Below are 22,231 nucleotides of genomic sequence, written 5' to 3' on the forward strand. Positions count from 1 at the left end.
ATTTGGACGCGGCGCAATGTCAATCCTGCAAATAGACAGTGAAGGTGCGTATTTTTTGCACTTGCCAATCAGGCTCAACTATTTGAGACATATATAGAGAACGTCTTTTGTCAGGGTCTTTCCGCAGCATAGATCGTTTTTGGGATCGTTTTGGATGTTCAGGCATTCTGGTGCCTGTGGGGTTTAAGCTGATATTCTGGTCTGCATATAACGGATGATCAGGAACGTTTGGAGCGGACTGGCAGGATGATGACGCGTGTGAAGGCCGTAAATGGCCGCTCCGGTCACGATATGGAAAAGCGGTCGATATCGCGGCGAGGCATCATAAGCCTCGGGGCTGCGGCATTGATGCTGTCCTCATGCCAGTCGCTGTTCAGCCCTGCCTATCAGTCCTCGCTGAAGCCTTCCGACAATCCGCAGACAGTCGAAGAGGTGCAGAAGAACGATCCGCGTGCACAGATGGGTGCGCGTGAGCATCCGCGCATCGTCGCAAGCTATGGCGGCGAATATCACGACGAGAAGACCGAGCGTCTGGTCGCCCGCATCACCGGCGCGTTGACGGCAGTGTCGGAAAATCCTCAGCAGTCCTATCGCATCACCATTTTGAATTCGCCGGCCATCAATGCTTTCGCGCTGCCGGGCGGCTATCTTTACGTCACGCGCGGTCTTCTGGCGCTTGCCAATGACGCCTCGGAAGTGGCGGCGGTGCTGTCGCATGAAATGGGCCACGTCACAGCCAATCACGGCATCGAGCGTCAACGCCGCGAAGAAGCGGAAGTGATTGCCAGCCGCGTCGTGGCGGAGGTTCTGTCCAGCGATCTCGCCGGCAAGCAGGCGCTTGCACGCGGCAAGCTTCGTCTTGCGGCATTCTCGCGCCAGCAGGAATTGCAGGCGGACGTGATCGGCGTGCGGATGCTGGGTGAGGCGGGCTACGATCCTTACGCCTCGCCACGCTTCCTTGATTCCATGGCGGCCTATGCGCGCTTTACCTCGGCCGATCCCGATAGCGATCAGAGTCTCGACTTCCTCTCGAGCCACCCGAATACGCCGCAGCGTATCGAACTGGCCAAGCGCCATGCGCGCGCCTTCGGTCAGGAAGGCCAGGTCGGCGACAAGGGCCGCGACTGGTTCCTCACCGGCATCGATGGATTGCTCTACGGCGACAGCCCGCAGGAGGGTTATGTCCGCGGCAACACCTTCCTGCATGGCAATCTCGGCATTCGTTTCGATGTGCCGGAAGGCTTCCAGATCGACAACAAGGTCGAGGCGGTTTTGGCAACTGGCCCGGGTGATATGGCAATCCGCTTCGATGGCGTTGCCGATCCGAAGCAGACCAGCCTGCCCAATTACCTGACGAGCGGCTGGGTGGCCGGCCTGTTGCCGGACACGGTGCGGGAAATACAGGTCAACGGTCTGCCCGCTGCAACAGCGCGCGCCAGCGCCGACAAGTGGGATTTCGATGTCACCGTCATTCGTGTCGGCGACCAGATTTTCCGTTTCCTGACTGCCGTGCCGAAGGGCAGCGCGCAGCTGGAGACGGTGGCGAACCTCCTGCGCTCCAGCTTCCGCAAGATGACGCCTGCGGAAATCTCTGCACTGAAGCCGCTTCGCGTGCGTGTCGTTACCGTCAAGCCGGGCGAAACGGTCGCCTCGCTTGCCGCACGGATGATGGGCACGGATCGCAAGCTGGAACTCTTCCGCGTCTTAAATGCGCTGAGCACCACCGCCGCGATAGAGCCGGGGCAGCGGGTCAAGATCATTTCGGAATAAGCAGGGCGCTGTCCGGCAACGCCCTCATTTACCCACTTCCGTTCAAACCATCGGAACGTCGAACACTTCGCCCGGGCGCATCGGGCGGAAGTTTTCACGCGCGACGTTTTTATCCTTCATGGCCGCTTCGAGCGCGATGATCGGTGCATCGATCGCTTCATCGGTCAGTTGCACCGTGCCCCAATGGTGGCCGCAGGCATAAGTGGCGTTGCAGATCTTCATGCCTTCCACAGCCTCCGCCGGATTTTGGTGCTGGCCCTTCATGAACCAGCGCGGCTCATAGGCACCGAAGGGCAGGTTGGCGAGGCGGAAGCTGCCATGCTTCTTGGCGGCAGCGTGGTAGTTCAGCCCGCTGTGAAAGCCGGTATCGCCGATATGGTAGATCTTGCCGCCGGGCGTCTCGATGACGAAGGCGGCCCAGAGCGCCATGCGCCTGTCGTTCAACCCGCGTGCGGACCAGTGGTGGCAGGGCTCGAAATGGACTTTGACGTCGGGGCTGACGGCAATCGCATCGCCCCAGTCTCCCACCGAAATCTTCGCTGCCTGCACCTTGGTGTGGATGATCGCGTCGTTACCGAGCGGCGTGACGAAAAGCGGCTTGTGCTCGACATGCAGCCTATGCAGCGTGTCGAGATCGAGATGGTCATAATGATTATGGGTGACGAGAACGAGATCGATCGGCGGCAGGTCCTCGAAGCGGATGCCGGGCGGGTTGACGCGCTTTGGTCCTACAAAGCTGAACGGACTTGTGCGCTCCGACCATACCGGATCGACCAGAATATTCAGCCCCGCCGTCTGAATGAGGAACGAAGCGTGGCCAACAAAGGTGACGCGCAGATCTTTTCCTTCGACGCGGGCATCTGGTTTCGCGGTCGGATAGGGGCTTGGATAGTTCTCCGGCCACTGAGCTCTCTGGCCGTTGAAGCGCCATTTCATCAGGTCGCTAAAACCATTCGGCTGCTCCCCATTGGGATTGAAGAACCGCGTGCCGTCGAAATGATCGGAGGCAGGGCCCTTGTAATAAGCGCTGGCATAGGAACGGCTGGCAAAAATGCCGCCGCTTGCAAGCAGCAGGCCACCAATGGCGGAGAGGCGAAAGAAGTTTCGACGGTTCATAATATTAGCTATAGGAAGCGCACCGATAAACAACAAGCGTCTGACCCGTAGAAGAAGCGCCTTGAAGGCGACAAATTGACGGCGCTTCGGCCAAAACTGCGGACTTGCCTTGACTTTGGCGCGCATTTCCTGTTTATCCCGCCGCATCAGCTGGCAGTTTCAAGACTCCAAGCCGCCGACCGGGACCCGTCAAGGTATAAAGAGATCCCGGAGGTCAACACCCGACAGCGCGACGCGCCCTCGGGTGCTTTTTGGCTTTGCCCATTTCCGGGCGTCTTGTTTTTGCCAGCAAAAGCACCGACGTTTCGGGAAACCGAAACGAAGAAGGATGAAACGATGTTTGAAAACCTCCAGGACCGCCTTGGCTCCATTTTGAATGGACTGACCGGCCGTGGCTCGCTTTCGGAAGCCGATGTTTCCGCAGCGCTGCGTGAGGTTCGCCGTGCGCTTCTGGAAGCGGACGTGGCGCTGGAAGTCGTTCGTACCTTCACCGAAAAGGTGCGTGAAAAGGCGGTTGGCGCCTCGGTTCTGAAATCCATCAAGCCCGGCCAGATGGTCGTCAAGATCGTCCATGACGAGCTAGTCGAAATGCTGGGTTCGGAAGGTGTTTCGGTCGATCTGCATGCGCCGGCACCCGTCGTCATCATGATGGTGGGTCTGCAGGGTTCGGGTAAGACCACCACCACCGGCAAGATTGCCAAGCGTCTGACGGATCGCGAGAAGAAGAAGGTGCTGATGGCATCTCTCGACACGCGCCGCCCCGCCGCCCAGGAACAGCTGCGCCAGCTCGGCGTGCAGACCGGCATCGACACGCTGCCGATCGTTGCCGGCCAGTCGCCGACCGATATCGCCTCGCGCGCGGTCCAGGCGGCCAAGCTTGGCGGCCATGATGTCGTGATTCTCGATACCGCCGGCCGTACCCACATCGACGAGCCGTTGATGCTGGAAATGGCTGACATCAAGAAGAAGGCCAATCCGCACGAAATCCTGCTGGTTGCCGACAGCCTGACCGGTCAGGACGCCGTCAATCTGGCGCGCAATTTCGATGAACGTGTCGGCATTACCGGCCTCGTTCTGACCCGTATGGACGGCGATGGCCGCGGCGGTGCAGCGCTTTCCATGCGTGCCGTCACCGGCAAGCCGATCAAGCTCATCGGTACCGGCGAGCGGATGAACGAACTGGATGAGTTTCATCCACGCCGTATCGCAGACCGCATTCTCGGCATGGGCGATATCGTTTCGCTGGTCGAAAAGGCTGCAGAGAATATCGATGCGGAAAAAGCCCGCGCCATGGCCGAGAAGATGGCCAAGGGCAAGTTCGACCTCAACGATCTGGCCGACCAGCTGCGCCAAATGCAGAAGATGGGCGGCATGGGCGGCATCATGGGTCTGATGCCCGGCATGGCGGGCATGAAGGACAAGATGGCGTCTGCCGGTTTGAACGACAAGATGTTCGACCGTCAGCTGGCGATCATCTCCTCGATGACCAAGGCCGAGCGCGCCAATCCTGATATTCTCAAACACAGCCGCAAGAAGCGCATTGCTGCCGGTTCCGGCACGGATGCTGCCGAAATCAACAAGTTGCTCAAGATGCATCGCGGCATGGCCGACATGATGAAAGCCATGGGCGGCAAGGGCAAGGGCGGCATCATGAAGCAGATGATGGGCGGTCTGGCCGGCAAGATGGGTCTCGGCGGCATGGGCGGCATGCCTGATCTCGCCAATATGGACCCCAAGCAGCTTGAAGCGCTGCAGAAGCAGGCGGAAGCCGCAGGTCTTGGCAAGCCGGGCGCTCTGCCTCCGGGTCTTGGCGGCCTTCCAGGCGGATTGCCTGGTCTCGGTGGCAGCAAGCTGCCGGGTCTCGGCGGTCTTCCGGGCCTTCCCGGTTTTGGCAAGAAGAAGTGAGGCCATCGGTGACCACGACAGACGTCAAAGAAAAACTCGCTGAATACCGCCAGTCCATCGACAATGTCGATGCCGCACTGGTGCACATGCTGGCTGAACGCTTCCGCTGTACCAAGGCGGTGGGCGTATTGAAGGCCACCTACGATTTGCCGCCGGCAGACCCGGCGCGCGAAGAATACCAGATCGAACGCCTGCGCCGCCTGGCCAAGGATGCCAATCTGGATCCGGATTTCGCCGAGAAGTTCTTGAACTTCATCATCAAGGAAGTCATCCGGCATCATGAAGCAATTGCCGCTGAACACAACGGCACAGAAAAGACCGCCTGACCGGCGGGCAAGCCATTATAAGGAGAACTCACATGGCACTGAAAATTCGTCTCGCACGCGGTGGTTCCAAGAAGCGCCCGTACTACCAGATCGTTGTTGCTGACGCCCGCAGCCCGCGCGACGGCCGCTTCCTCGAGAAGGTCGGTTCCTGGAACCCGATGCTTCCGAAGGACAACGCCGACCGCATCCAGATCAATGGCGACCTCGTCAAGGAATGGATCGCAAAGGGTGCACAGCCGACCGACCGCGTTCTGCGCTTCCTCGCAGAAGCCGGCATTGCGACGCGCGACGCGCGCAGCAACCCTGAAAAGGCGAAGCCAGGCAAGAAGGCTCTTGAGCGCGTTGCCGAGAAGAAGCAGAAGGCTGAAGACGCCGCTGCTGCTGCCGCTGAAGCTGCTGCTGCAGAATAAGTTCGGTTTATCCCGATTGACGACGGGTGGTGCGGTTTCCGCGCCGCCCGTTTTCATGTTTAATCCCCATGGGCTTGGCGAGAGATCAGCCAGGCACTAAAAGATACGCGCAAAACGCGATAACGGACGGTTCAATGGCAAAGCTGGAAAACCCCATTCTCATGGCCAAGATTGGCGCAGCTCAAGGCTTGCGCGGCGAGGTGCGGGTCAGCTCCTATACCGACGATCCCATGGCGCTTGGCGATTACGGCAATCTCGTTGCCGCCGATGGGCGCGTGTTTGAAATTCTCGAAGTGCGCCAAGGCAAGAATGTCGTCATCGTGCGCTTCCGTGGCATCAATGACCGCAATGCCGCTGAAGCGCTGAACGGGCTTGAGCTGTTTGTCGATCGCGACAATTTGCCTGACGAGGATCTGGACGAGGACGAGTTCTTCTACACCGACCTCGAAGGTCTCGACGTGGTCGATGCCGAAGGCAAGAGCTATGGTTCGGTCAGTGCCGTCTATGATTTCGGCGCAGGCGATCTGCTTGAGTTGAAGGGTGCGGGACGTCGCCCGGCGCTTATCCCCTTTACCGAGGCTGCCGTTCTCGAAATCGATCTGGAAGGTGGAAAGATCCTGATCGATCCCTTTGCCGCCGGACTGATCGACAATCCGGAAGACGGCAAGGACGATCCCGAGCATCCGATTTTCGGCAAGGGCAAGAAGTAAGTCGATGAGCTTCAAGGCGACCGTGCTGACGCTCTACCCGGAAATGTTTCCGGGGCATCTGTCCTATTCTTTGGCTGGCAAGGCGCTGGAGCGCGGCCAGTGGCAGATGGAGCCGGTGCAGATCCGCGACTTTGCCACCGACAAGCATCGCAGTGTCGATGACACCCCGGCAGGTGGCGGTGCCGGCATGGTGCTGAAACCCGATGTGCTGGCAGCGGCCATCGATGCGGTGTCGGAGGGTGACGCCCGTCCGCGGCTGTTGATGAGCCCGCGCGGCAAACCGCTGACGCAGGAGCGTGTCCGCGAATTGGCCGCCGGAGAAGGCGTCATCATTGTCTGCGGTCGCTTCGAAGGCGTGGACCAGCGGGTGATTGACGCGCGTGGCCTCGAAGAGGTTTGTATCGGCGACTATATTCTTTCGGGCGGCGAGCCTGCGGCACTAACGCTGCTCGATGCGGTGGTGCGCATTCTCCCTGGTGTCATGGGCAACGATCTGTCCGGCGTGCATGAAAGTTTCGAAGGCGGGCTTTTGGAGCATCCGCATTACACGAGGCCACAGGTATGGGAAGGGCGCGATATCCCCGCGGTCCTCACCTCCGGCAATCACAAGCTGATCGACACATGGCGGCACGAGCAGGCGCTTTCCCTGACGAAGGAGCGCCGACCCGACCTTCTTGCCGGCACTCAGGCCGTGAAGAAATAATAGCCCGTCAGCAAGAGCCCGACCGTGATCACCAATGCGCGGATGATCCACTGCGGAACGCGGCGGGCAAGATAGACGCCGCAGTAGCCGCCAAGCGCAGACGCCGGGATCATGATCAGCGCCGCGTGCCAGGCGACGACACCACCGCCGACGAAGACGATAATGGCAACGGCAGCGATGACGACAGCCAGCAGGTTCTTTAGCGCGTTCAGATGATGATAGGTGCCGCCTGCCGTCAGCCCCAGTACCGCCAGCATCATGATGCCCATGCCGGCACCGAAGAACCCGCCATAGATCGAGGTGAAGAACTGGCCGATCAGGCTCGCGACATTGCTTTTAGGATGCTCTTCACTCGAGCGCGGACGAAGCCAGGGACCGGCGGCAAAGAGCGCCGTTGCGGCAAGCAGCAGCCACGGCACCAGTTGGCGGAAGGACGGGTTGTCGAGCGACAGCAACAGCAGTGCGCCGCCGGTTGAACCGAGGATGGAGAGGACCGCGAGCAGGACGGCACCCTTCCAGTGGGCACGGATTTCCGGCCAGTAGGCGATCACCGAGGTGACGTAGCCCGGAAACTGAACGATGGAGGAGGTGGCATTGGCCGAGATCGGTGCGATACCCGCTACCGTCATGGCGCCGAAGGTCAGGAAGGTGCCGCCGCCAGCAATGGCATTGACGGCGCCGGACAGAAAGCCGCTGGCGAACAAGAGTAGAATGATTGCAATGGACATGGCCCCTCCCGGCGTTCCATCTCCCATATAAGCAGATGTGCTTTCCGACAATCAGGTGGCGGCCGACAAAATATTGTCACGAAAGGGATGACAAAGCGGTGATCTTCCTGTATTGGCCCGCGTGGAACTGGGCTTATGCCCATTAACCGCAAGCAAAGAATGGCGAACCCGCTCCTGCCGCAAGGCATAATTCCAAGGACAGGATCCAAGGAATGATCTCGTTGAGCGCTCTGGCTGTTTCAGAAGAACTCAGAGGTTAACATGACCAACATTATCGCACAGCTGGAAGCCGAACAGGCCGCCAAGATCGAAGCAAAGCGCAAGCTTCCTGAATTTTCTCCTGGTGACACCGTTCGCGTCAACGTACGCGTTACCGAAGGTAACCGTACCCGCGTACAGGCTTACGAAGGCGTCGTTATCGCTCGCTCCGGCGGCGGTCTCAACGAGAACTTCACTGTTCGCAAGATCTCCTACGGCGAAGGCGTAGAGCGCGTATTCCCGGTTTACTCTCCGCTGGTTGAAGGCGTTGAGATCGTTCGCCGTGGTAAGGTTCGCCGCGCGAAGCTCTACTACCTGCGCGACCGTCGCGGCAAGTCCGCTCGTATCGTTGAAGACACCGGCGTTCGCGCTCGCAAGCTCAACGACGCCGAGCGTCAGGCTGCTGCCGAGGAAAAGGCACGTATCGAAGCTGAAAAGGTTGCAGCAGCACAGGCTCTGGCCGCCGAAAAGGCAGCAGCAGAAGCCGCTGAAGCCAAGGCAGCTGAAGAGGCTGCAGCAGCAAAGGCTGCTGAAGGTGCAGCTGAATAAGCTTTCCCTTTTGGGATTTTTGAAAAGGCGGTCTTTGGGCCGCCTTTTTTGTTATCTGGCTTTGCTGTGTGCCGCGCAACGGGCGTGCTATTGCGAGGTGGTTTGAAAGACGGGTGGCATTCTAACGACCACCGCTTTCTTGAAACGCATATCTCTTGCGCGGCGGGTTTAAAGCGTGTCAATTTCCGCCATTGTTTTCAGGAGACCGCCATTGTTCAGACGCTCGTTTTTCATCGCCATCGCCGCCACACTGCTATCGCCGGTTCTCGCATCGGCCGCTGATCTGCCGGATCTGAAGGGTCGCGAAATCGTCGTGGTGACGGAGAATGCCTATCCGCCGCTGCAATTCGTCGATCCGAAGACGGGCAAGCCGATCGGTTGGGAATATGATGCGATGAACGAGATCGCCAAACGGCTGAATGCCAAGGTCGAGTATCAGAATGCATCCTGGGACGCGATGATCCCGGCTGTCTCCGCCGGGCAGTACGACATCGGCATGACCGGCATCAGCATCAAGGAAGAGCGCAAGGAAAAGGTGGATTTCTCCGATCCTTACATGCGCTCGGAAATGTTCATGCTGGTGCGTGCAGACGAGACCCGCTTCACCGATCCCAAGAGCTTTGCGGCTTTTGAGAAGGGGCTGATCGGCGCGCAGGCTGGCACAACGCCTTTCTACACGGCCGTTTACGATATTCTCGATGGCAATGAGCAGAATCCGCGCGTCAAGCTGATGGAAACCTTCGGTGTCACCGTGCAGGCGCTGCGCACCGGCGATGTCGACCTGGTGCTGACCGATGGCGTTGCCGGCAAGGGCTATGTCGATTCGTCGAACGGCACGCTGAAGCTGATCGGTGGACCGCTCGGCGGCGACGATTTCGGCTTCATCTTCAAGAAGGGCTCCGATCTCGTTGCACCCGTCAACGCCGCAATTGCTGCCTTGAAAGCCGATGGCACCTTTGCCGCGCTCGATAAGAAGTGGTTCCTGGACTACAAGCTTGGCGAATAAGCGAATGTCCATCTCCCTGACGCGGGGCATTCCGGCGTGAACCGTCCGCATTCGAAGCATGCGACGGATGACTTTCCCTGGTGGCTGGTGTCGCTCATCGGTATCGGCGCCATTCTTGCCGTGGTGATTGCCGTCAATGGCGTCTATGCCCAGGTCTTCACCACCGTCATCAATGGCATGGGCATGACGATCTTCGTCACGCTGGTGGCCTTCTTTCTCGCCTGCCTCTGGGGTCTGTTGATCGCCCTTCTCGGCATGGCCGATCATATTGTCCTGCGGCAGATTGCGCGTTTCTACATCGAGACGATGCGCGGCATTCCGATCCTGGTGGTGCTGTTCTACATCGCCTTTGCCGGCGCGCCGCTGCTGGTCGATTTCGTCAATTGGCTGATGACGCCGCTGATTGCTGCGGGTTGGATCGAGCCCGTCATCGTGCGCGACTTTTCACTGATGTGGCGCGCGATTCTGGCGCTGACGCTCTGCTACGGAGCATTCCTCGCCGAAATCTTTCGGGCGGGCATCGAGGCTGTCGATCAAGGTCAGATCGAGGCTGCCAAGGCGTTGGGGCTCAGCCGCTACCAGCGCTTTCGCCTGGTCGTCTTTCCGCAGGCGGTGCGGACGATCTTTCCGCCGCTCTCCAATGATTTCGTTTCGATGGTGAAGGATAGCTCGCTGGTGTCGGTGCTGGGTGTCGCGGATATCACGCAGCTCGGCAAGGTCTATGCGGCAGGCTCTTTCCGCTTCTTCGAGACCTATTCCATTGTCGCTTACGTCTATCTGATCCTGACGCTCGGACTGTCGCTGATCCTGCGGCGCATCGAAAAAGGGATGCGCCGCAAGCAGGGGCGTTGAGAGCCTCAGGCCTTCACATTCGGCTGTGAGGTGATCTGCCTGGCGATCATTCGTCCGGCGATGATCACGAGCACACCGGCAATCGCGAGGCAGGCCGAGAGGAAGAACATCGGGGCAATCGTGCTTCCCGTTTCATCCCTGATCCAGGGAACGACATTCTGGGCAACGAAGCCGCCGAGATTGCCGACCGAGTTGATGGCGGCCAGACCGGCTGCAGCGCCCGCACCCTTCAGGAAGCGACCGGGAAGGCTCCAGAACACCGGCTGTCCGGCAAAGATGCCCGCTGCGGCGATGCAGAGGAATGCGAACTGCGCGACCGGCGATGTCATCAGAGCAGACATCAGTAGGCAGAAGGCGCCAACGAAGGCAGGCACCACGATATAGGTGATCTTCTTCTCGGAGCGATCGGCAGCCGACGGCACCAGATAGAGGGCAACGGCAACGATCAGCCACGGGATGATGTTGATGAAGCCATTCGCGGTGTTCGACACGCCGAAGCTTTTGACGATGGTCGGCAGCCAGTAGCTAAGACCATAGGCGGCGAGCGGAAATCCGACATAGCAGAGCGACATGAAAAGGACGCGCGGATTGATCAGCGCGCGGAAACCGTCCTCTGCATGTTCGTCCATGCCGGAATTCTCCGAAGCGATGCGCTTGTTCAGCCAGTCCTTCTCGTCCTGCGACAGAAACGCAGCCGTTTCCGGCTTGTCGTCGAGATAGAAGATGGTGACGATACCAGCAATCACGGCCGGAATGCCGGTTGCGAGGAAAACCCACTCCCAGCCTGCATAGCCCCAGAGACCGTCCAGATCGAGCAGCATGCCGCCAAGCGGTGCGCCGATGGCATTGGCAAGTGCCGAGAAAATCATGAAGAGGCCGACCATACGGCCGCGATAATCGCGCGGGAACCACAGCGTCAGGAGATAGAGGACACCGGGGAAGAAGCCGGCCTCGCAGACACCGAGAAGGAAGCGCAGGATGTAGAACATCGTCGGGCTGGAAGTGTAGGCGAGCGCAATCGTCACAAGCCCCCAGGAAATGATGATGCGGGCAAACCAGAGCCTTGCGCCGAAGCGATTGAGCAGCAGATTGCTTGGCACTTCGAAGATGAAGTAACCGATGAAGAACAGTGACGCGCCAAGGCCGTAGGCATATTCGCTGAGGCCCAGATCGCCGACCATCTGCAGTTTGGCGAAGCTGACATTCTGGCGGTCGATATAGGCGATGAGATAGAGAAGCCCGAGAAAGGGCATCAGTCGCCAGGTGATTTTTGAAATAAGTGCTTTTTCAGATACCAAGATGTATCCCTCCCTGTCGGCGGCACGCCGAGGTGCTGCCCGATTTGACGAGACCGGTTCTCACGCGGCTTTCACGGCATCGTGAAAAAGCGGTCCCATTGCCGTGCTAACGCTTAACGCGAGAATTCTATCCCGCACACAACGCCCGGCGTTTCTTTTTGCATTGCACAAAAAGAGAATCCTTAAATACCGGTCGGGTCGTTTTCAATCACAAAGCGCCATGTTGCTGTTGAAAAGCCGATCTGCTATGAGAGAGGCATGGGATCGAAATTCGGATGTCTCGCGCCAAACATTTTCGTGCTGCAGGATCACAAGCGTCTGCCGGCACGATTTTTCGCGCGTATTTCCGGCGCGTTCAATGGTCGACTTACGTCCGCCTGATGGCCTGAAAAGGCTGTCGGCCTTTACTCGACGTCCCCACTTTCCTTTTTGATATTCGAATGGATAAAGCCATGAGCGCTCCGCGTACTCTGTATGATAAAATCTGGGATGATCACGTCGTCAACCGCGATCCCGATGGAACCTGTCTTCTCTATATCGACCGTCACCTGGTCCACGAGGTGACGTCACCGCAGGCTTTCGAGGGTCTGCGTCTGGCCGGTCGCCCGGTTCATTCGCCCACCCGCACGCTGGCCGTCGTCGACCATAACGTTCCGACCACCGCCGACCGTCTGGAAGGCATCAAGAATGAAGAAAGCCGCATCCAGGTGGAAGCGCTGGCGCAGAACGCCAAGGAATTCGGCCTCGAATATTATTCCGAGCGCGACAAGCGCCAGGGCATCGTTCACATTGTTGGACCGGAGCAGGGCTTCACCCTGCCGGGCATGACGATCGTTTGCGGGGATAGCCACACCTCCACCCATGGCGCTTTCGGTGCCTTGGCGCATGGTATCGGCACGTCCGAAGTCGAGCACGTGCTGGCAACCCAGACGCTGATCCAGAAGAAGGCCAAGAACATGCTGGTGCGTGTGGACGGCAAGATCCCGGACGGTGTGACCGCCAAGGACATCATCCTTGCCATCATCGGCGAGATCGGTACCGCCGGCGGCACGGGCCATGTCATCGAGTTTGCCGGCGAGGCGATCCGCTCGCTGTCGATTGAAGGCCGCATGACCGTCTGCAACATGACGATCGAGGGTGGCGCACGCGCTGGCTTGATCGCACCGGACGAGACGACCTTCGACTACATCAAGGACAAGCCGCGTGCGCCGCAGGGCGAGACGCTGGAGCAGGCGATTGCCTATTGGAAGACGCTGAAATCGGATGAGGGTGCCCATTACGACAAGGTCGTCATTCTGGACGCCGCCAGCCTGCCGCCGATCGTCTCTTGGGGCTCGTCTCCGGAAGATGTCGTTTCGGTTCAGGGCATCGTGCCGAACCCTGACGACATTGCCGATGAGAACAAGCGCAATTCCAAGTGGCGTGCGCTCGACTATATGGGCCTGAAGCCCGGCACCAAGATGACCGATATCGCCATCGACCGCGTCTTCATCGGCTCCTGCACCAATGGCCGCATCGAGGATCTGCGCGCTGCCGCCAAGATCGTCGAAGGTCGCAAGGTCGCACCGACCGTTTCGGCGATGATCGTTCCGGGCTCGGGTCTCGTCAAGGAACAGGCGGAGAAGGAAGGGCTGGACAAGATCTTCCTCGAGGCTGGTTTCGAATGGCGCGAGCCTGGCTGCTCCATGTGCCTGGCGATGAATGACGACCGTCTGGCGCCGGGCGAGCGTTGCGCGTCTACCTCCAACCGCAACTTCGAAGGCCGTCAGGGTTACAAGAGCCGCACGCATCTGGTCTCGCCCGCCATGGCGGCAGCCGCCGCGGTTGCCGGCCATTTCGTCGATGTGCGTGAGTGGCAGTAAGTATTGCTTGCTATGAAGAGTTCCGCACCCCTGGATCGCTCCGGGGGTGTTTTGTTTTCAGCTTACAGGCGCAAAGGCTTTTGCCGTAGCCAGACTGGTAATTGCCCTGCAATTCCGCCATATAAGGGCGAATGCGCCCGCACGAGGCGCGCATCTCCAATGGGTGTAGGGACATGACGCAGACGGTCGAATTCGCAAAGATGAACGGGCTTGGCAACAAGATCCTGGTTGTCGACATGCGCGGCCGCAAAGACATGGTCTCGCCGCAAGCGGCCATCGCGCTCAATGCCGATCCGGACACCGCTTTCGACCAGATCATGGCGATTCATGATCCGCGTCTTGCGGGCACCGATGCCTATATCGACATTCTCAACTGCGATGGCACCAAGGCGCAGGCCTGCGGCAACGGCACGCGCTGCGTTGTGCAGGCACTTGCCGCCGAGACCGGGAAGAAGGCCTTCACCTTTCAGACGGTCGCCGGCATCCTGAACGCCAGCGAGCATGAGGATGGGATGATTTCCGTCGATATGGGTCTGCCGCGTTTCCGCTGGAGCGATATTCCGCTGTCGGAAGAGTTTCACGATACCAGCCGCATCGAATTGCAGATCGGACCCATCGACGATCCCGTGCTGCATTCGCCATCGGTCATGTCCATGGGCAACCCGCATGCTGTCTTCTGGGTGGATCGCGATCCGATGGACTTCGATCTGGAGCGGATCGGGCCACTGCTCGAGAACCATCCGATGTTTCCGGAAAAGGCCAATATCACGCTGGCGCAGGTCATCTCCGACAGCCGGCTTCGCACCCGTACTTTCGAACGCGGCGCGGGCCTTACACTTGCCTGCGGATCGGCCGCTTGCGCTGCCGCCGTCTCGGGCGCTCGGACCGGACGCACCGGTCGTCGTGTGGAGATCGACGTGGCATCCAGCCCCGTTCGCATTCCGCTCATCATCGAATGGCGCGAGGACAACCACGTCATCATGACCGGTCCTGCCGAGTGGGAATGGGCCGGGCATGTCGATCCCGTCACCGGCGCATGGACGCGGGACTTGGCGAACCAAGAGGTGGGGACGCGAGAGGCGGGCGAGAAGCAGGGCGTCTTATGAGCGGTGTCGAGGTCATAACCTTCGGCTGCCGCCTCAATACCTATGAATCGGAAGTGATGCGGGCTGAGGCCGAAAAGGCGGGGCTCAACAATGCCGTCCTGGTCAATACCTGCGCGGTTACGGGTGAAGCCGTACGCCAGGCGCGTCAGGCGATCCGCCGAGCGCGGCGCGACAATCCGCATGCGCGCATCATCGTCACCGGTTGCGCTGCCCAGACCGAGAAGCAGACCTTTGCCGACATGCCGGAAGTCGATGCCGTTCTAGGCAATGAGGAGAAGCTGAAAAGCACCTCCTATCGTGCACTGCCGGATTTCGGCGTCTCGGCGGAAGAGAAGCTGCGCGTCAACGACATCATGAGCGTCAAGGCCACCGCGCCGCAGATGGTCAAGCACATCGATGGGCATGTGCGCGCCTTCATTCAGGTGCAGAATGGCTGCGATCACCGCTGCACCTTCTGCATCATCCCCTATGGACGCGGCAATTCCCGCTCCGTGCCGATGGGTGCGGTGGTGGACCAGGCCCGCAAACTGACCGAAGGCGGTTATCGCGAAATCGTCCTGACCGGCGTGGATGCCACGAGCTACGGCGCGGATCTGCCGGGCGAACCATCGCTCGGTTATCTGGCGAAAACGCTATTGAAGCAGGTGCCGGATATTCTGCGGCTCAGGCTTTCCTCCATCGACAGCATCGAGGCGGATCGTCACCTGATGGACCTGATTGCCGACGAGCCACGCTTCATGCCGCATCTGCATCTGTCGCTGCAGCATGGCGACGACATGATCCTGAAGCGGATGAAGCGCCGACATCTGCGTGACGATGCCATCCGCTTCTGTCGCGAAGTGCGCGCGCTACGCCCTGATATCGCTTTCGGTGCGGACATGATCGCCGGCTTTCCGACAGAGACCGATGAGATGGCGGAGAATGCCGCCACCCTTGCGGAAGAGTGCGGCATTTCCAGCCTGCATGTCTTTCCCTATAGCCCGCGCCCCGGCACGCCTGCCGCAAGAATGCCGCAGCTCGACCGCGCTTTGGTGAAGGAACGGGCGGCAAAGCTGCGCGCGCGTGGGGAAACGCTGCGCATCGCCCACCTCGAAAACATGGTGGGCAGCGAACAGACGATCCTCGTCGAAAATAACGGTTTTGCCCATACCGACAACTTTACTCTGGTGGCGGCACCCGATCTTGCGCCCCGCACTCTTGCGCGGGTTGCCATTACCGGTCACAACGGTAAGCACTTGAATATGCAATATCTGGCAGCGCAAGCGGCCTGAAGAATCTAGAGACGGAACAGTCATGGCCCTCGGCTTCATCAAAAAAGTCTTTTCGTTCGGCAAGGACAAGGCCGAGACGGATAAGCTGGAAAGCGAAGAGGCCGTTTCTCGCCAGGAGGAGCGCAGCGCCTTCGAAGAGGCGCTGAACGAGGCGGAAGCTCACACGCTGCCCGCCGAAGACCCTGTTCCCGATGTGGAAATGAAAACCGCTGCAGGACCTGCTTCCGACGAGGTCGAGCAGGTGGCTGACGTTGCCGATGCCGATCTCGGCGACGATCAGGATGAGGAGGATGCGCCGCTTCTGCCAGGGCCTGAACTGGTTGGCGATATCGGCATGGTGCCGCTCTCCCTGCTGGAGGCCGAAGCGGCCGCTGAAGACAGCGTCAATGGTGATGCGCGGGACACGTCGCTTGCCGATGCGCCTCTCGACGAGCATGCGCTGGATGATATTCTGGACGAAGCGGAGGCCGCCAGCGGCATTCCGCCTGCTGCACTGTCTCCTGCCGTTCCGGCTAGCCTTCCAAAGGGCTTTGCGTCGGCTGCCGATCGCGTCGAGCCGGTCGAGGCCGCACCTGAACTGAAGCTTACCTGGTTTCAGCGCCTGCGTGCTGGTCTTGCGCGCACATCCTCACAACTGACAAACCAGATTTCGGCACTCTTCACCAAGCGCAAGCTCGATGAAGACACACTGGATGAGCTGGAAGATCTGCTGATCCAGTCCGACCTCGGCGTCGAGACCGCCATGCGCATTACCGGCGCGCTATCATCGGAGCGCTACGGCAAGGATGTCAGCGGCGAGGATGTCGCCAAGATCATGGCAAGCGAGATCACCAAGGTTCTTTTGCCTGTCGCCAAGCCGCTGGAACTCGATCTGTCGCACAAGCCGCATGTCATTCTGGTGGTTGGCGTCAATGGTACCGGCAAGACCACCACCATCGGCAAGCTTGCGGCAAAACTCTCCGGCTCCGGCCTGAAGGTGATGCTGGCGGCTGGCGATACATTCCGCGCGGCTGCCATCGAGCAGTTGAAGATCTGGGCGGATCGCACCGGATCCGACTTCCTCGGCACCAAGCTTGGCGCCGATGCCGCAGGGCTTGCCTATGATGCCTATGAACAGGCGCGGGCGAAAAAGAGCGACGTGCTGATTATCGATACGGCGGGCCGTCTGCAGAACAAGACCGAGCTCATGGCCGAGCTGGAAAAGATCGTACGCGTGCTGGCCAAGCTCGATCCGGAGGCGCCGCATACCGTTCTTCAGACGCTGGATGCGACGACGGGTCAGAACGCCATGAACCAAGTCGAGATTTTCCGCAATGTTGCGGGCGTCTCGGGCCTGATTATGACAAAGTTGGATGGCACGGCGCGCGGCGGTATCCTCGTTGCGATCGCTGCCAAGCATAAGTTGCCGGTCTATTTCATCGGCGTGGGCGAAGGCGTGGATGATCTGGAGCCGTTCGAAGCAGAAGATTTCGCCAAGGCGATTGCGGGAGTTTGAGTATGGATGTGGAGAGCAATCAGCGCGAAAGCGAAAAGATGGTGCGGGAAATCAGCCCGCTCCTGAAGTTCGCTTTAGAACTCGGACCGCTCGTCGTCTTCTTCTTTGCCAACTCCAAGGGCGACTGGCTGGCGGAAAAGCTTCCCGTGTTGCATGAATTCGGCGGTCCGATCTTCATCGCCACCGGCCTCTTCATGATCGCCACCGCACTCGCGCTCACCGTCTCCTGGATTCTTACCAGAACTCTGCCGATGATGCCGCTGATCTCCGGCCTTGTGGTTCTCGTCTTCGGTGCGCTGACGCTCTATTTGCAGAACGATACCTTCATCAAGATGAAGCCGACCATCGTCAACACGCTCTTCGGCGTCATTCTGCTGGGTGGGTTGTTCTTCGGCCAGTCCTTGCTTGGCTACGTGTTCAACTCCGCCTTCAAGCTGACGGATGAGGGCTGGCGCAAGCTGACGCTCCGCTGGGGCATCTTCTTCCTTTTTCTTGCAGTGCTGAACGAAGTCGTCTGGCGCAACTTCTCCACCGATACCTGGGTTGCCTTCAAGGTATGGGGCACCATGCCGATCACCATCATCTTCACCATGGCGCAGATGCCGCTCGTCATGCGCCACTCGGTCGAATCGCTGAACAAGGACGACAAATGACCACGACGGTTGTGCCTGCCGACCGCTTGTCTCCGGTCAAGTGGTATTGGGTGGCTGTGGGGCTGTTGCTAGCGCAGATCGTCATTCTCTACATGATGGGCCGCGTTCCAATCTGCGAATGTGGCTATGTGAAGCTGTTCGAGCCGGGGGTGAACACGCCCGGTAACTCACAGCACATCGCCGACTGGTACACGCCGTCCCATATCATCCACGGCTTCCTGTTCTACGGGTTTGCCTGGCTTCTCTTCCGCAGCAAGCCCTTGTCGTTTCGGCTGTCTCTTGCCGTTCTGGTGGAGGCTGCGTGGGAGCTTCTGGAAAACTCCCCGATCATCATCGATCGCTACCGCACCGCCACCATGGCGCTCGGCTATAGCGGCGACAGCATTCTGAATTCCGCGATGGACACGGTCTTCATGGTCGTGGGCTTCTTCTTTGCCGCACGCGTGCCGGTGTGGCTGACCGTTCTGATCGCGATCTTCTTTGAAATTTTCACCGGCTGGTTGATCCGCGACAACCTCACCTTGAATGTGCTGATGCTGGTCTGGCCGGTGGACGCCATCAAGGAATGGCAAAATGCGCTTCCCGGCGCCTGATCTGACGTCATTCTGTATTGAGGCGGAGGCTTTGTTAAGAAAGGTCCATTAGAACTGCGGACCTCTCTCTTTCCATGCGCGAAGGCCGACGTCTTGCAGGATAATTTTGCCTATCTGCTGCCTTTCATTATGGTTACATTCGGGTCGGTCTTCCTCGGCTTGCAGGTCATGGGCTTTCGCGCCGGTCGCTACTGGGGTCTCGGCTACATTCTGGGTGCTGTCGGCTTTGCCCTGCCTATGGTTCTGCCGGAGAGTTTTGATCTTGTCGGGGCACTACTGGCCAATTTCGTCTTCCTTGCCGCCTTTGTCCTTTATGGTCACGCTCTTCTCATCCAGTTTGGAGCGCCGACCTATGTGACGATGCGGCTCGGTGCTGCCGCCGTGGCCTATCTTGCCGTCTGCTTCTTCATCCTGGTTCAGCCAAACCTGCGAAACGAGCTTGCGACATCGGATCTGACGCTTGCGCTCATTCTTGCCCCGTCCATTTTTCTCGTTCGTCGCAAGACGCGAAACCTGATGGACAAGGTTCTGCTGGCCGCTGCCTCGCTGGTGGTCGCAGAGACGCTGGCAAGGGTCGGCATATTCCTGTGGTTTACGACCGGCGCCTCGCCGGAAAGCGTAGGTGCCTATTTTACCTCGGATTATTCCTATCTGGCGCAGTTCACCGCCAGCATCTGCGGCTTCCTCATGGCGCTTTCGGTGCTTGGTAGTGCGATAGCCGATGTTATCGAACAGCACCGGCTGGAAGCAGACCACGATCCGCTCACCGGGCTTCTTAATCGGAGGGGTTTCGATCTTTCCGCTCCGGACTTCCGGTTGACGCCACTGCCTTCAGGCGCAGTTCTGATTTGCGATATCGACCACTTCAAGTCGGTCAATGACCGCTTCGGTCATGCCACCGGCGATCGGGTGATCATCGCGCTCGCGTCGCTCTTGAAGGAGATGCTTCCCGCCAGTGCCAAGGTTGCGCGTTTTGGCGGAGAGGAATTCGTCGCCTATGTTCCAGACATGTCGGCCTCGCAGCTTGCGATACTGGCCAATATGGCGCGCAGTGCCTTTGCCGCCCGCAACTGGTCCGAAGGGCCGTTTCCGGTTCACATCACCAGCAGCTTCGGTGTATCCGCCATCGCGCTTGGCGACCACTCCATCCATGATGCGATTTCGCGCGCCGATGGCTTCCTTTACAGGGCGAAGGAAGCGGGTCGAAATCAGGTGGTCCAGGAAGGAATTGCGCTTCTGGGTGTCACGCCTGCGGCAAGCCTCAAAGTGGTTGCCAGCTGACGACTATCACCGCTGCCATCAATCTCCGGCAGCAGCACTTTCGATTGCCGGGATCAGTTCACGCTCATAGGTCGTCACGTCGATCGGGCCGACCTTCTTGTAGAGGATCGTGCCATCCGGACCGACGAGATAGGTTTCCGGAATGCCATAGACACCCCAGTCGATCGCCGCCCTGCCATTTGGATCGATGCCGATGGCGGCATAGGGATTGCCGAGTTCGCCAAGAAAGCGCACGGCGTTGTCGGCCTTGTCCTTGTAATTGATGCCGACAATGTTGAGGCGCCTGTCCTTCGACAACTCCTTCAGCATCGGGTGCTCCTGCCTGCAGGGCACGCACCAGGAGGCAAAGACGTTGACCAGCGTCAGCTTGCCGGTAATGGCCGCATCGGTGAGCGCCGGTAGATTGGAGCCCTCCAGTGGCGGCAGCGCCAGCGCAGGCGCCTTCGTGCCGATCAGTGCCGAGGGAATGGCGCTGACATCGAGGCCGTTGACGTCCTGCTCATAGAGCATCTTGGCCGAAATCGCGGCGAAGCCACCAAAGACCAGCAGCGGCAGGAGTGCGAGCACGTAGCGCGAGCGCCCGCGCGATGTGGGAGGAGGAGGCGCTTTCGTGTCGCTCATGTCGAGGATGCCTCGGTTTTGGCCGGACGGGAACGGCGGCGGATGCCGAGCGCTTCCAGCTCCTTCAGCTCGCGCTTGCGGGCGCGTCCGTCGAGCCACACCCAGGCGATCAATCCAAAGACGATCAGCCCGGTCAGCGCGTAGGACATGCCGATGTAAAAGGCGTGAGTCATGGTGTCAGGCTCCTCTTCCGGCAGCACGCGCGGCAAGGCGTCGTTGCGCGGCGATGCGCCGGCGCATGATCTCGTTGCGCATGGCGGCAAGATGAAGCGTGAAGAACAGCAGGGTGAAGCCGACAGCCATGGTCAGCAGCGGCCAGAGGAATTCCGGATCGATGGCCGGGCCATCCATGCGCATCACGCTTGCCGGCTGGTGCAGCGTATTCCACCATTCGACGGAAAACTTGATGATCGGGATGTTGACGAAGCCGACGAGGATCAGAACCGCACTGACGCGCGCCGCCTTTGACGGGTCGTCCATCGCCTTGTTGAAGGCAATCAGGCCGAGATACATCAGAAACAGAATGAAGACGGAGGTCAGGCGCGCATCCCACACCCACCATGTGCCCCACATGGGCTTGCCCCAGAGCGAGCCGGTGATCAGCGCAATCAACGTAAAGGCAGCACCAATCGGCGCTGCAGATTTATGGCTGACATCGGCCAGCGGATGGCGCCAGACCAGCGTGCCGATGGCAGAGAGCGCCATGACGGTGTAGCACATCATCGAAAGCCAGGCGGCGGGCACATGCACATACATGATGCGCACCGTATTGCCCTGCTGGTAATCGCCGTCCGTCGAGAAGGCGAGATAGAGGCCAGCCACCAGACAAAGGGCGGATAGCCCCGCAAGCCACGGCAAGAGGCGTGACGACAGCGCCAGAAACCGTGTGGGATTGGCGAGATCGCTGAATTTGGTGATGGCTAGGCTCGTATTGGTCATGGCATCTTTCTGGCCGCGGGCAAGGCCCTTTTACAATGCAGACGAAGCCGCGGCAATTGATCCTTGTCAATCGGCGGAATTGCGCAATGCCAAAGCTGCGAAGAACGGACCGACCACCGATGAAAAGAGCGTGATGGCAATCAGGATCAGGAAGGGCGGCATGAAGGGGGCCGGATCTTCCACCGCGGCATAAGACGCGCTGACGCCGAAGATCAGTACGGGAATGGCAAGCGGCAGAACGAGGATCGACACCAGCAGACCACCGCGTGGCAGTGCTACGGCAACCGCCGCGCCCACTGCGCCGATGAAGGTGAGGGCCGGCGTCCCGACAAGCAGTGTCAGCATGACGGCGCCGATGGCGACTTCGCCCATATTCATGAACAGGCCGAGAAGTGGCGATGCGACGACCAACGGCAGACCGGTCGCGGTCCAGTGCGCCAGGCATTTGACCAAAACCGTCAGCACCAGCGGATTTTCATGCATCAGGATCAGATCGAGAGAACCGTCGTCTCGCTCTGCCTGAAACAGGCGGTCGAGGCCGAGAAGGGCTGCGAGCAGCGCGCCGATCCAGACGATGGCAGGTCCAATGCGGGAGAGGAGGTTGAGGTCCGGTCCGACACCGAAGGGAATGACGGCGACGACGGTCATGAAGAAGAGAACGCCGATCAGCGCGCCGCCGCCGGCGCGGATGGAGAGTTTGAGATCGCGGAGGAAGAGAGCGGTCATCGTGGCGTGCTCCCGCGTACTGGAGTTCCGCACGGAGGGTTTGGTTGCTCATC

Annotated in this window: 23 protein-coding genes; 16 read left to right on the top strand and 7 right to left on the bottom strand. The window is 59.6% G+C overall.

The genetic code is table 11. The features are described from left to right. Positions 1–291: 291 nt before the first annotated feature. Positions 292–1,770: a M48 family metalloprotease gene (locus ACTJKV_RS20090; protein ID WP_062424969.1), complete on the top strand. Its 1,479-nt coding sequence runs from the start codon at positions 292–294 to the stop codon at positions 1,768–1,770. Positions 1,771–1,812: 42 nt separating this feature from the next. On the opposite strand, the gene ACTJKV_RS20095 is transcribed toward ACTJKV_RS20090, so the two are convergent. Continuing rightward, complete coding sequence (locus tag ACTJKV_RS20095; protein ID WP_274103610.1) at positions 1,813–2,886, bottom strand: MBL fold metallo-hydrolase; 1,074 nt, start codon at positions 2,884–2,886, stop codon at positions 1,813–1,815. Between the two features lie 336 nt (positions 2,887–3,222). Here ACTJKV_RS20095 and ffh point away from each other — a divergent pair, with 336 nt between their 5' ends. From ffh to trmD, 5 genes are all read left to right on the top strand, one after another. Further along, complete coding sequence (gene ffh / locus ACTJKV_RS20100; RefSeq protein ID WP_062424946.1) at positions 3,223–4,791, top strand: signal recognition particle protein; 1,569 nt, start codon at positions 3,223–3,225, stop codon at positions 4,789–4,791. Between the two features lie 8 nt (positions 4,792–4,799). Next, positions 4,800–5,117: a chorismate mutase gene (locus ACTJKV_RS20105; protein ID WP_062444677.1), complete on the top strand. Its 318-nt coding sequence runs from the start codon at positions 4,800–4,802 to the stop codon at positions 5,115–5,117. Positions 5,118–5,149: 32 nt separating this feature from the next. Next, positions 5,150–5,527 (top strand): 30S ribosomal protein S16, encoded by a 378-nt coding sequence (rpsP, locus tag ACTJKV_RS20110; RefSeq protein ID WP_062424945.1) that lies wholly within the window; start codon positions 5,150–5,152, stop codon positions 5,525–5,527. Between the two features lie 134 nt (positions 5,528–5,661). After that, on the top strand, positions 5,662–6,237 hold the full coding sequence (gene rimM / locus ACTJKV_RS20115) for a ribosome maturation factor RimM (RefSeq protein WP_062424944.1): 576 nt from the start codon (positions 5,662–5,664) through the stop codon (positions 6,235–6,237). 4 nt (positions 6,238–6,241) lie between these two features. Beyond that, positions 6,242–6,940: a tRNA (guanosine(37)-N1)-methyltransferase TrmD gene (gene trmD, locus ACTJKV_RS20120; protein ID WP_113180737.1), complete on the top strand. Its 699-nt coding sequence runs from the start codon at positions 6,242–6,244 to the stop codon at positions 6,938–6,940. Here the strand turns inward: trmD and ACTJKV_RS20125 are convergent. Further along, positions 6,922–7,668 (bottom strand): sulfite exporter TauE/SafE family protein, encoded by a 747-nt coding sequence (locus ACTJKV_RS20125; protein ID WP_112954539.1) that lies wholly within the window; start codon positions 7,666–7,668, stop codon positions 6,922–6,924. The two genes, trmD and ACTJKV_RS20125, sit on opposite strands and share 19 nt — an antisense overlap. A gap of 261 nt (positions 7,669–7,929) precedes the next feature. On the opposite strand from ACTJKV_RS20125, the gene rplS reads away from it, so the two are divergent. The 3 genes from rplS (at position 7,930) to ACTJKV_RS20140 (ending at position 10,333) form a co-directional block, all read left to right on the top strand. Next, positions 7,930–8,475 (top strand): 50S ribosomal protein L19, encoded by a 546-nt coding sequence (gene rplS, locus ACTJKV_RS20130; RefSeq protein ID WP_027673599.1) that lies wholly within the window; start codon positions 7,930–7,932, stop codon positions 8,473–8,475. A gap of 211 nt (positions 8,476–8,686) precedes the next feature. Then, positions 8,687–9,481 (top strand): transporter substrate-binding domain-containing protein, encoded by a 795-nt coding sequence (locus ACTJKV_RS20135; protein WP_440599365.1) that lies wholly within the window; start codon positions 8,687–8,689, stop codon positions 9,479–9,481. 36 nt (positions 9,482–9,517) lie between these two features. Then, entirely contained in the window at positions 9,518–10,333 is an 816-nt protein-coding gene (locus ACTJKV_RS20140; protein WP_440599366.1) for an amino acid ABC transporter permease, read from the top strand. A 5-nt stretch (positions 10,334–10,338) separates the two neighbouring features. On the opposite strand, the gene ACTJKV_RS20145 is transcribed toward ACTJKV_RS20140, so the two are convergent. Then, a complete protein-coding gene (locus ACTJKV_RS20145) occupies positions 10,339–11,631 on the bottom strand; it encodes an MFS transporter (RefSeq protein WP_113326744.1) in 1,293 nt (430 codons plus the stop codon). Between the two features lie 452 nt (positions 11,632–12,083). Here ACTJKV_RS20145 and leuC point away from each other — a divergent pair, with 452 nt between their 5' ends. The 7 genes from leuC (at position 12,084) to ACTJKV_RS20180 (ending at position 19,892) form a co-directional block, all read left to right on the top strand. Further along, positions 12,084–13,493 (top strand): 3-isopropylmalate dehydratase large subunit, encoded by a 1,410-nt coding sequence (gene leuC / locus ACTJKV_RS20150; protein ID WP_440599367.1) that lies wholly within the window; start codon positions 12,084–12,086, stop codon positions 13,491–13,493. 173 nt (positions 13,494–13,666) lie between these two features. After that, positions 13,667–14,599 carry a diaminopimelate epimerase gene (dapF, locus tag ACTJKV_RS20155; protein WP_335321919.1) on the top strand — a complete coding sequence of 311 codons (933 nt, stop codon included), beginning with the start codon at positions 13,667–13,669 and terminating at the stop codon, positions 14,597–14,599. Next, positions 14,596–15,870: a tRNA (N(6)-L-threonylcarbamoyladenosine(37)-C(2))-methylthiotransferase MtaB gene (mtaB, locus tag ACTJKV_RS20160; protein ID WP_335321920.1), complete on the top strand. Its 1,275-nt coding sequence runs from the start codon at positions 14,596–14,598 to the stop codon at positions 15,868–15,870. Before dapF ends, mtaB begins: the two co-directional genes overlap by 4 nt. A 22-nt stretch (positions 15,871–15,892) precedes the next feature. Further along, complete coding sequence (ftsY, locus tag ACTJKV_RS20165; protein WP_440599368.1) at positions 15,893–17,365, top strand: signal recognition particle-docking protein FtsY; 1,473 nt, start codon at positions 15,893–15,895, stop codon at positions 17,363–17,365. Between the two features lie 2 nt (positions 17,366–17,367). Beyond that, positions 17,368–18,018 carry a septation protein A gene (locus ACTJKV_RS20170; protein WP_274103432.1) on the top strand — a complete coding sequence of 217 codons (651 nt, stop codon included), beginning with the start codon at positions 17,368–17,370 and terminating at the stop codon, positions 18,016–18,018. After that, positions 18,015–18,611: a DUF2585 domain-containing protein gene (locus tag ACTJKV_RS20175; protein WP_274103431.1), complete on the top strand. Its 597-nt coding sequence runs from the start codon at positions 18,015–18,017 to the stop codon at positions 18,609–18,611. Before ACTJKV_RS20170 ends, ACTJKV_RS20175 begins: the two co-directional genes overlap by 4 nt. A gap of 93 nt (positions 18,612–18,704) precedes the next feature. Next, positions 18,705–19,892, top strand: coding sequence for a GGDEF domain-containing protein (locus tag ACTJKV_RS20180; RefSeq protein WP_274103430.1), 1,188 nt, complete (start codon positions 18,705–18,707; stop codon positions 19,890–19,892). Positions 19,893–19,910: 18 nt separating this feature from the next. Here ACTJKV_RS20180 and ACTJKV_RS20185 read toward each other — a convergent pair whose 3' ends face one another. From ACTJKV_RS20185 to ccmB, 4 genes are all read right to left on the bottom strand, one after another. Further along, positions 19,911–20,513 carry a DsbE family thiol:disulfide interchange protein gene (locus tag ACTJKV_RS20185; protein ID WP_274103429.1) on the bottom strand — a complete coding sequence of 201 codons (603 nt, stop codon included), beginning with the start codon at positions 20,511–20,513 and terminating at the stop codon, positions 19,911–19,913. Next, entirely contained in the window at positions 20,510–20,686 is a 177-nt protein-coding gene (ccmD, locus tag ACTJKV_RS20190; protein WP_113178176.1) for a heme exporter protein CcmD, read from the bottom strand. The genes ACTJKV_RS20185 and ccmD overlap by 4 nt, the downstream gene beginning before the upstream one ends. Positions 20,687–20,690: 4 nt before the next feature. Continuing rightward, complete coding sequence (locus tag ACTJKV_RS20195; protein WP_274103428.1) at positions 20,691–21,452, bottom strand: heme ABC transporter permease; 762 nt, start codon at positions 21,450–21,452, stop codon at positions 20,691–20,693. A gap of 66 nt (positions 21,453–21,518) precedes the next feature. Then, on the bottom strand, positions 21,519–22,178 hold the full coding sequence (gene ccmB / locus ACTJKV_RS20200) for a heme exporter protein CcmB (RefSeq protein WP_062597385.1): 660 nt from the start codon (positions 22,176–22,178) through the stop codon (positions 21,519–21,521). Between the last annotated feature and the right edge of the window lie 53 nt (positions 22,179–22,231).

It is taken from the genome of Agrobacterium sp. 22117 (genome assembly GCF_052045735.1).
Taxonomy (GTDB): domain Bacteria; phylum Pseudomonadota; class Alphaproteobacteria; order Rhizobiales; family Rhizobiaceae; genus Agrobacterium; species Agrobacterium cavarae.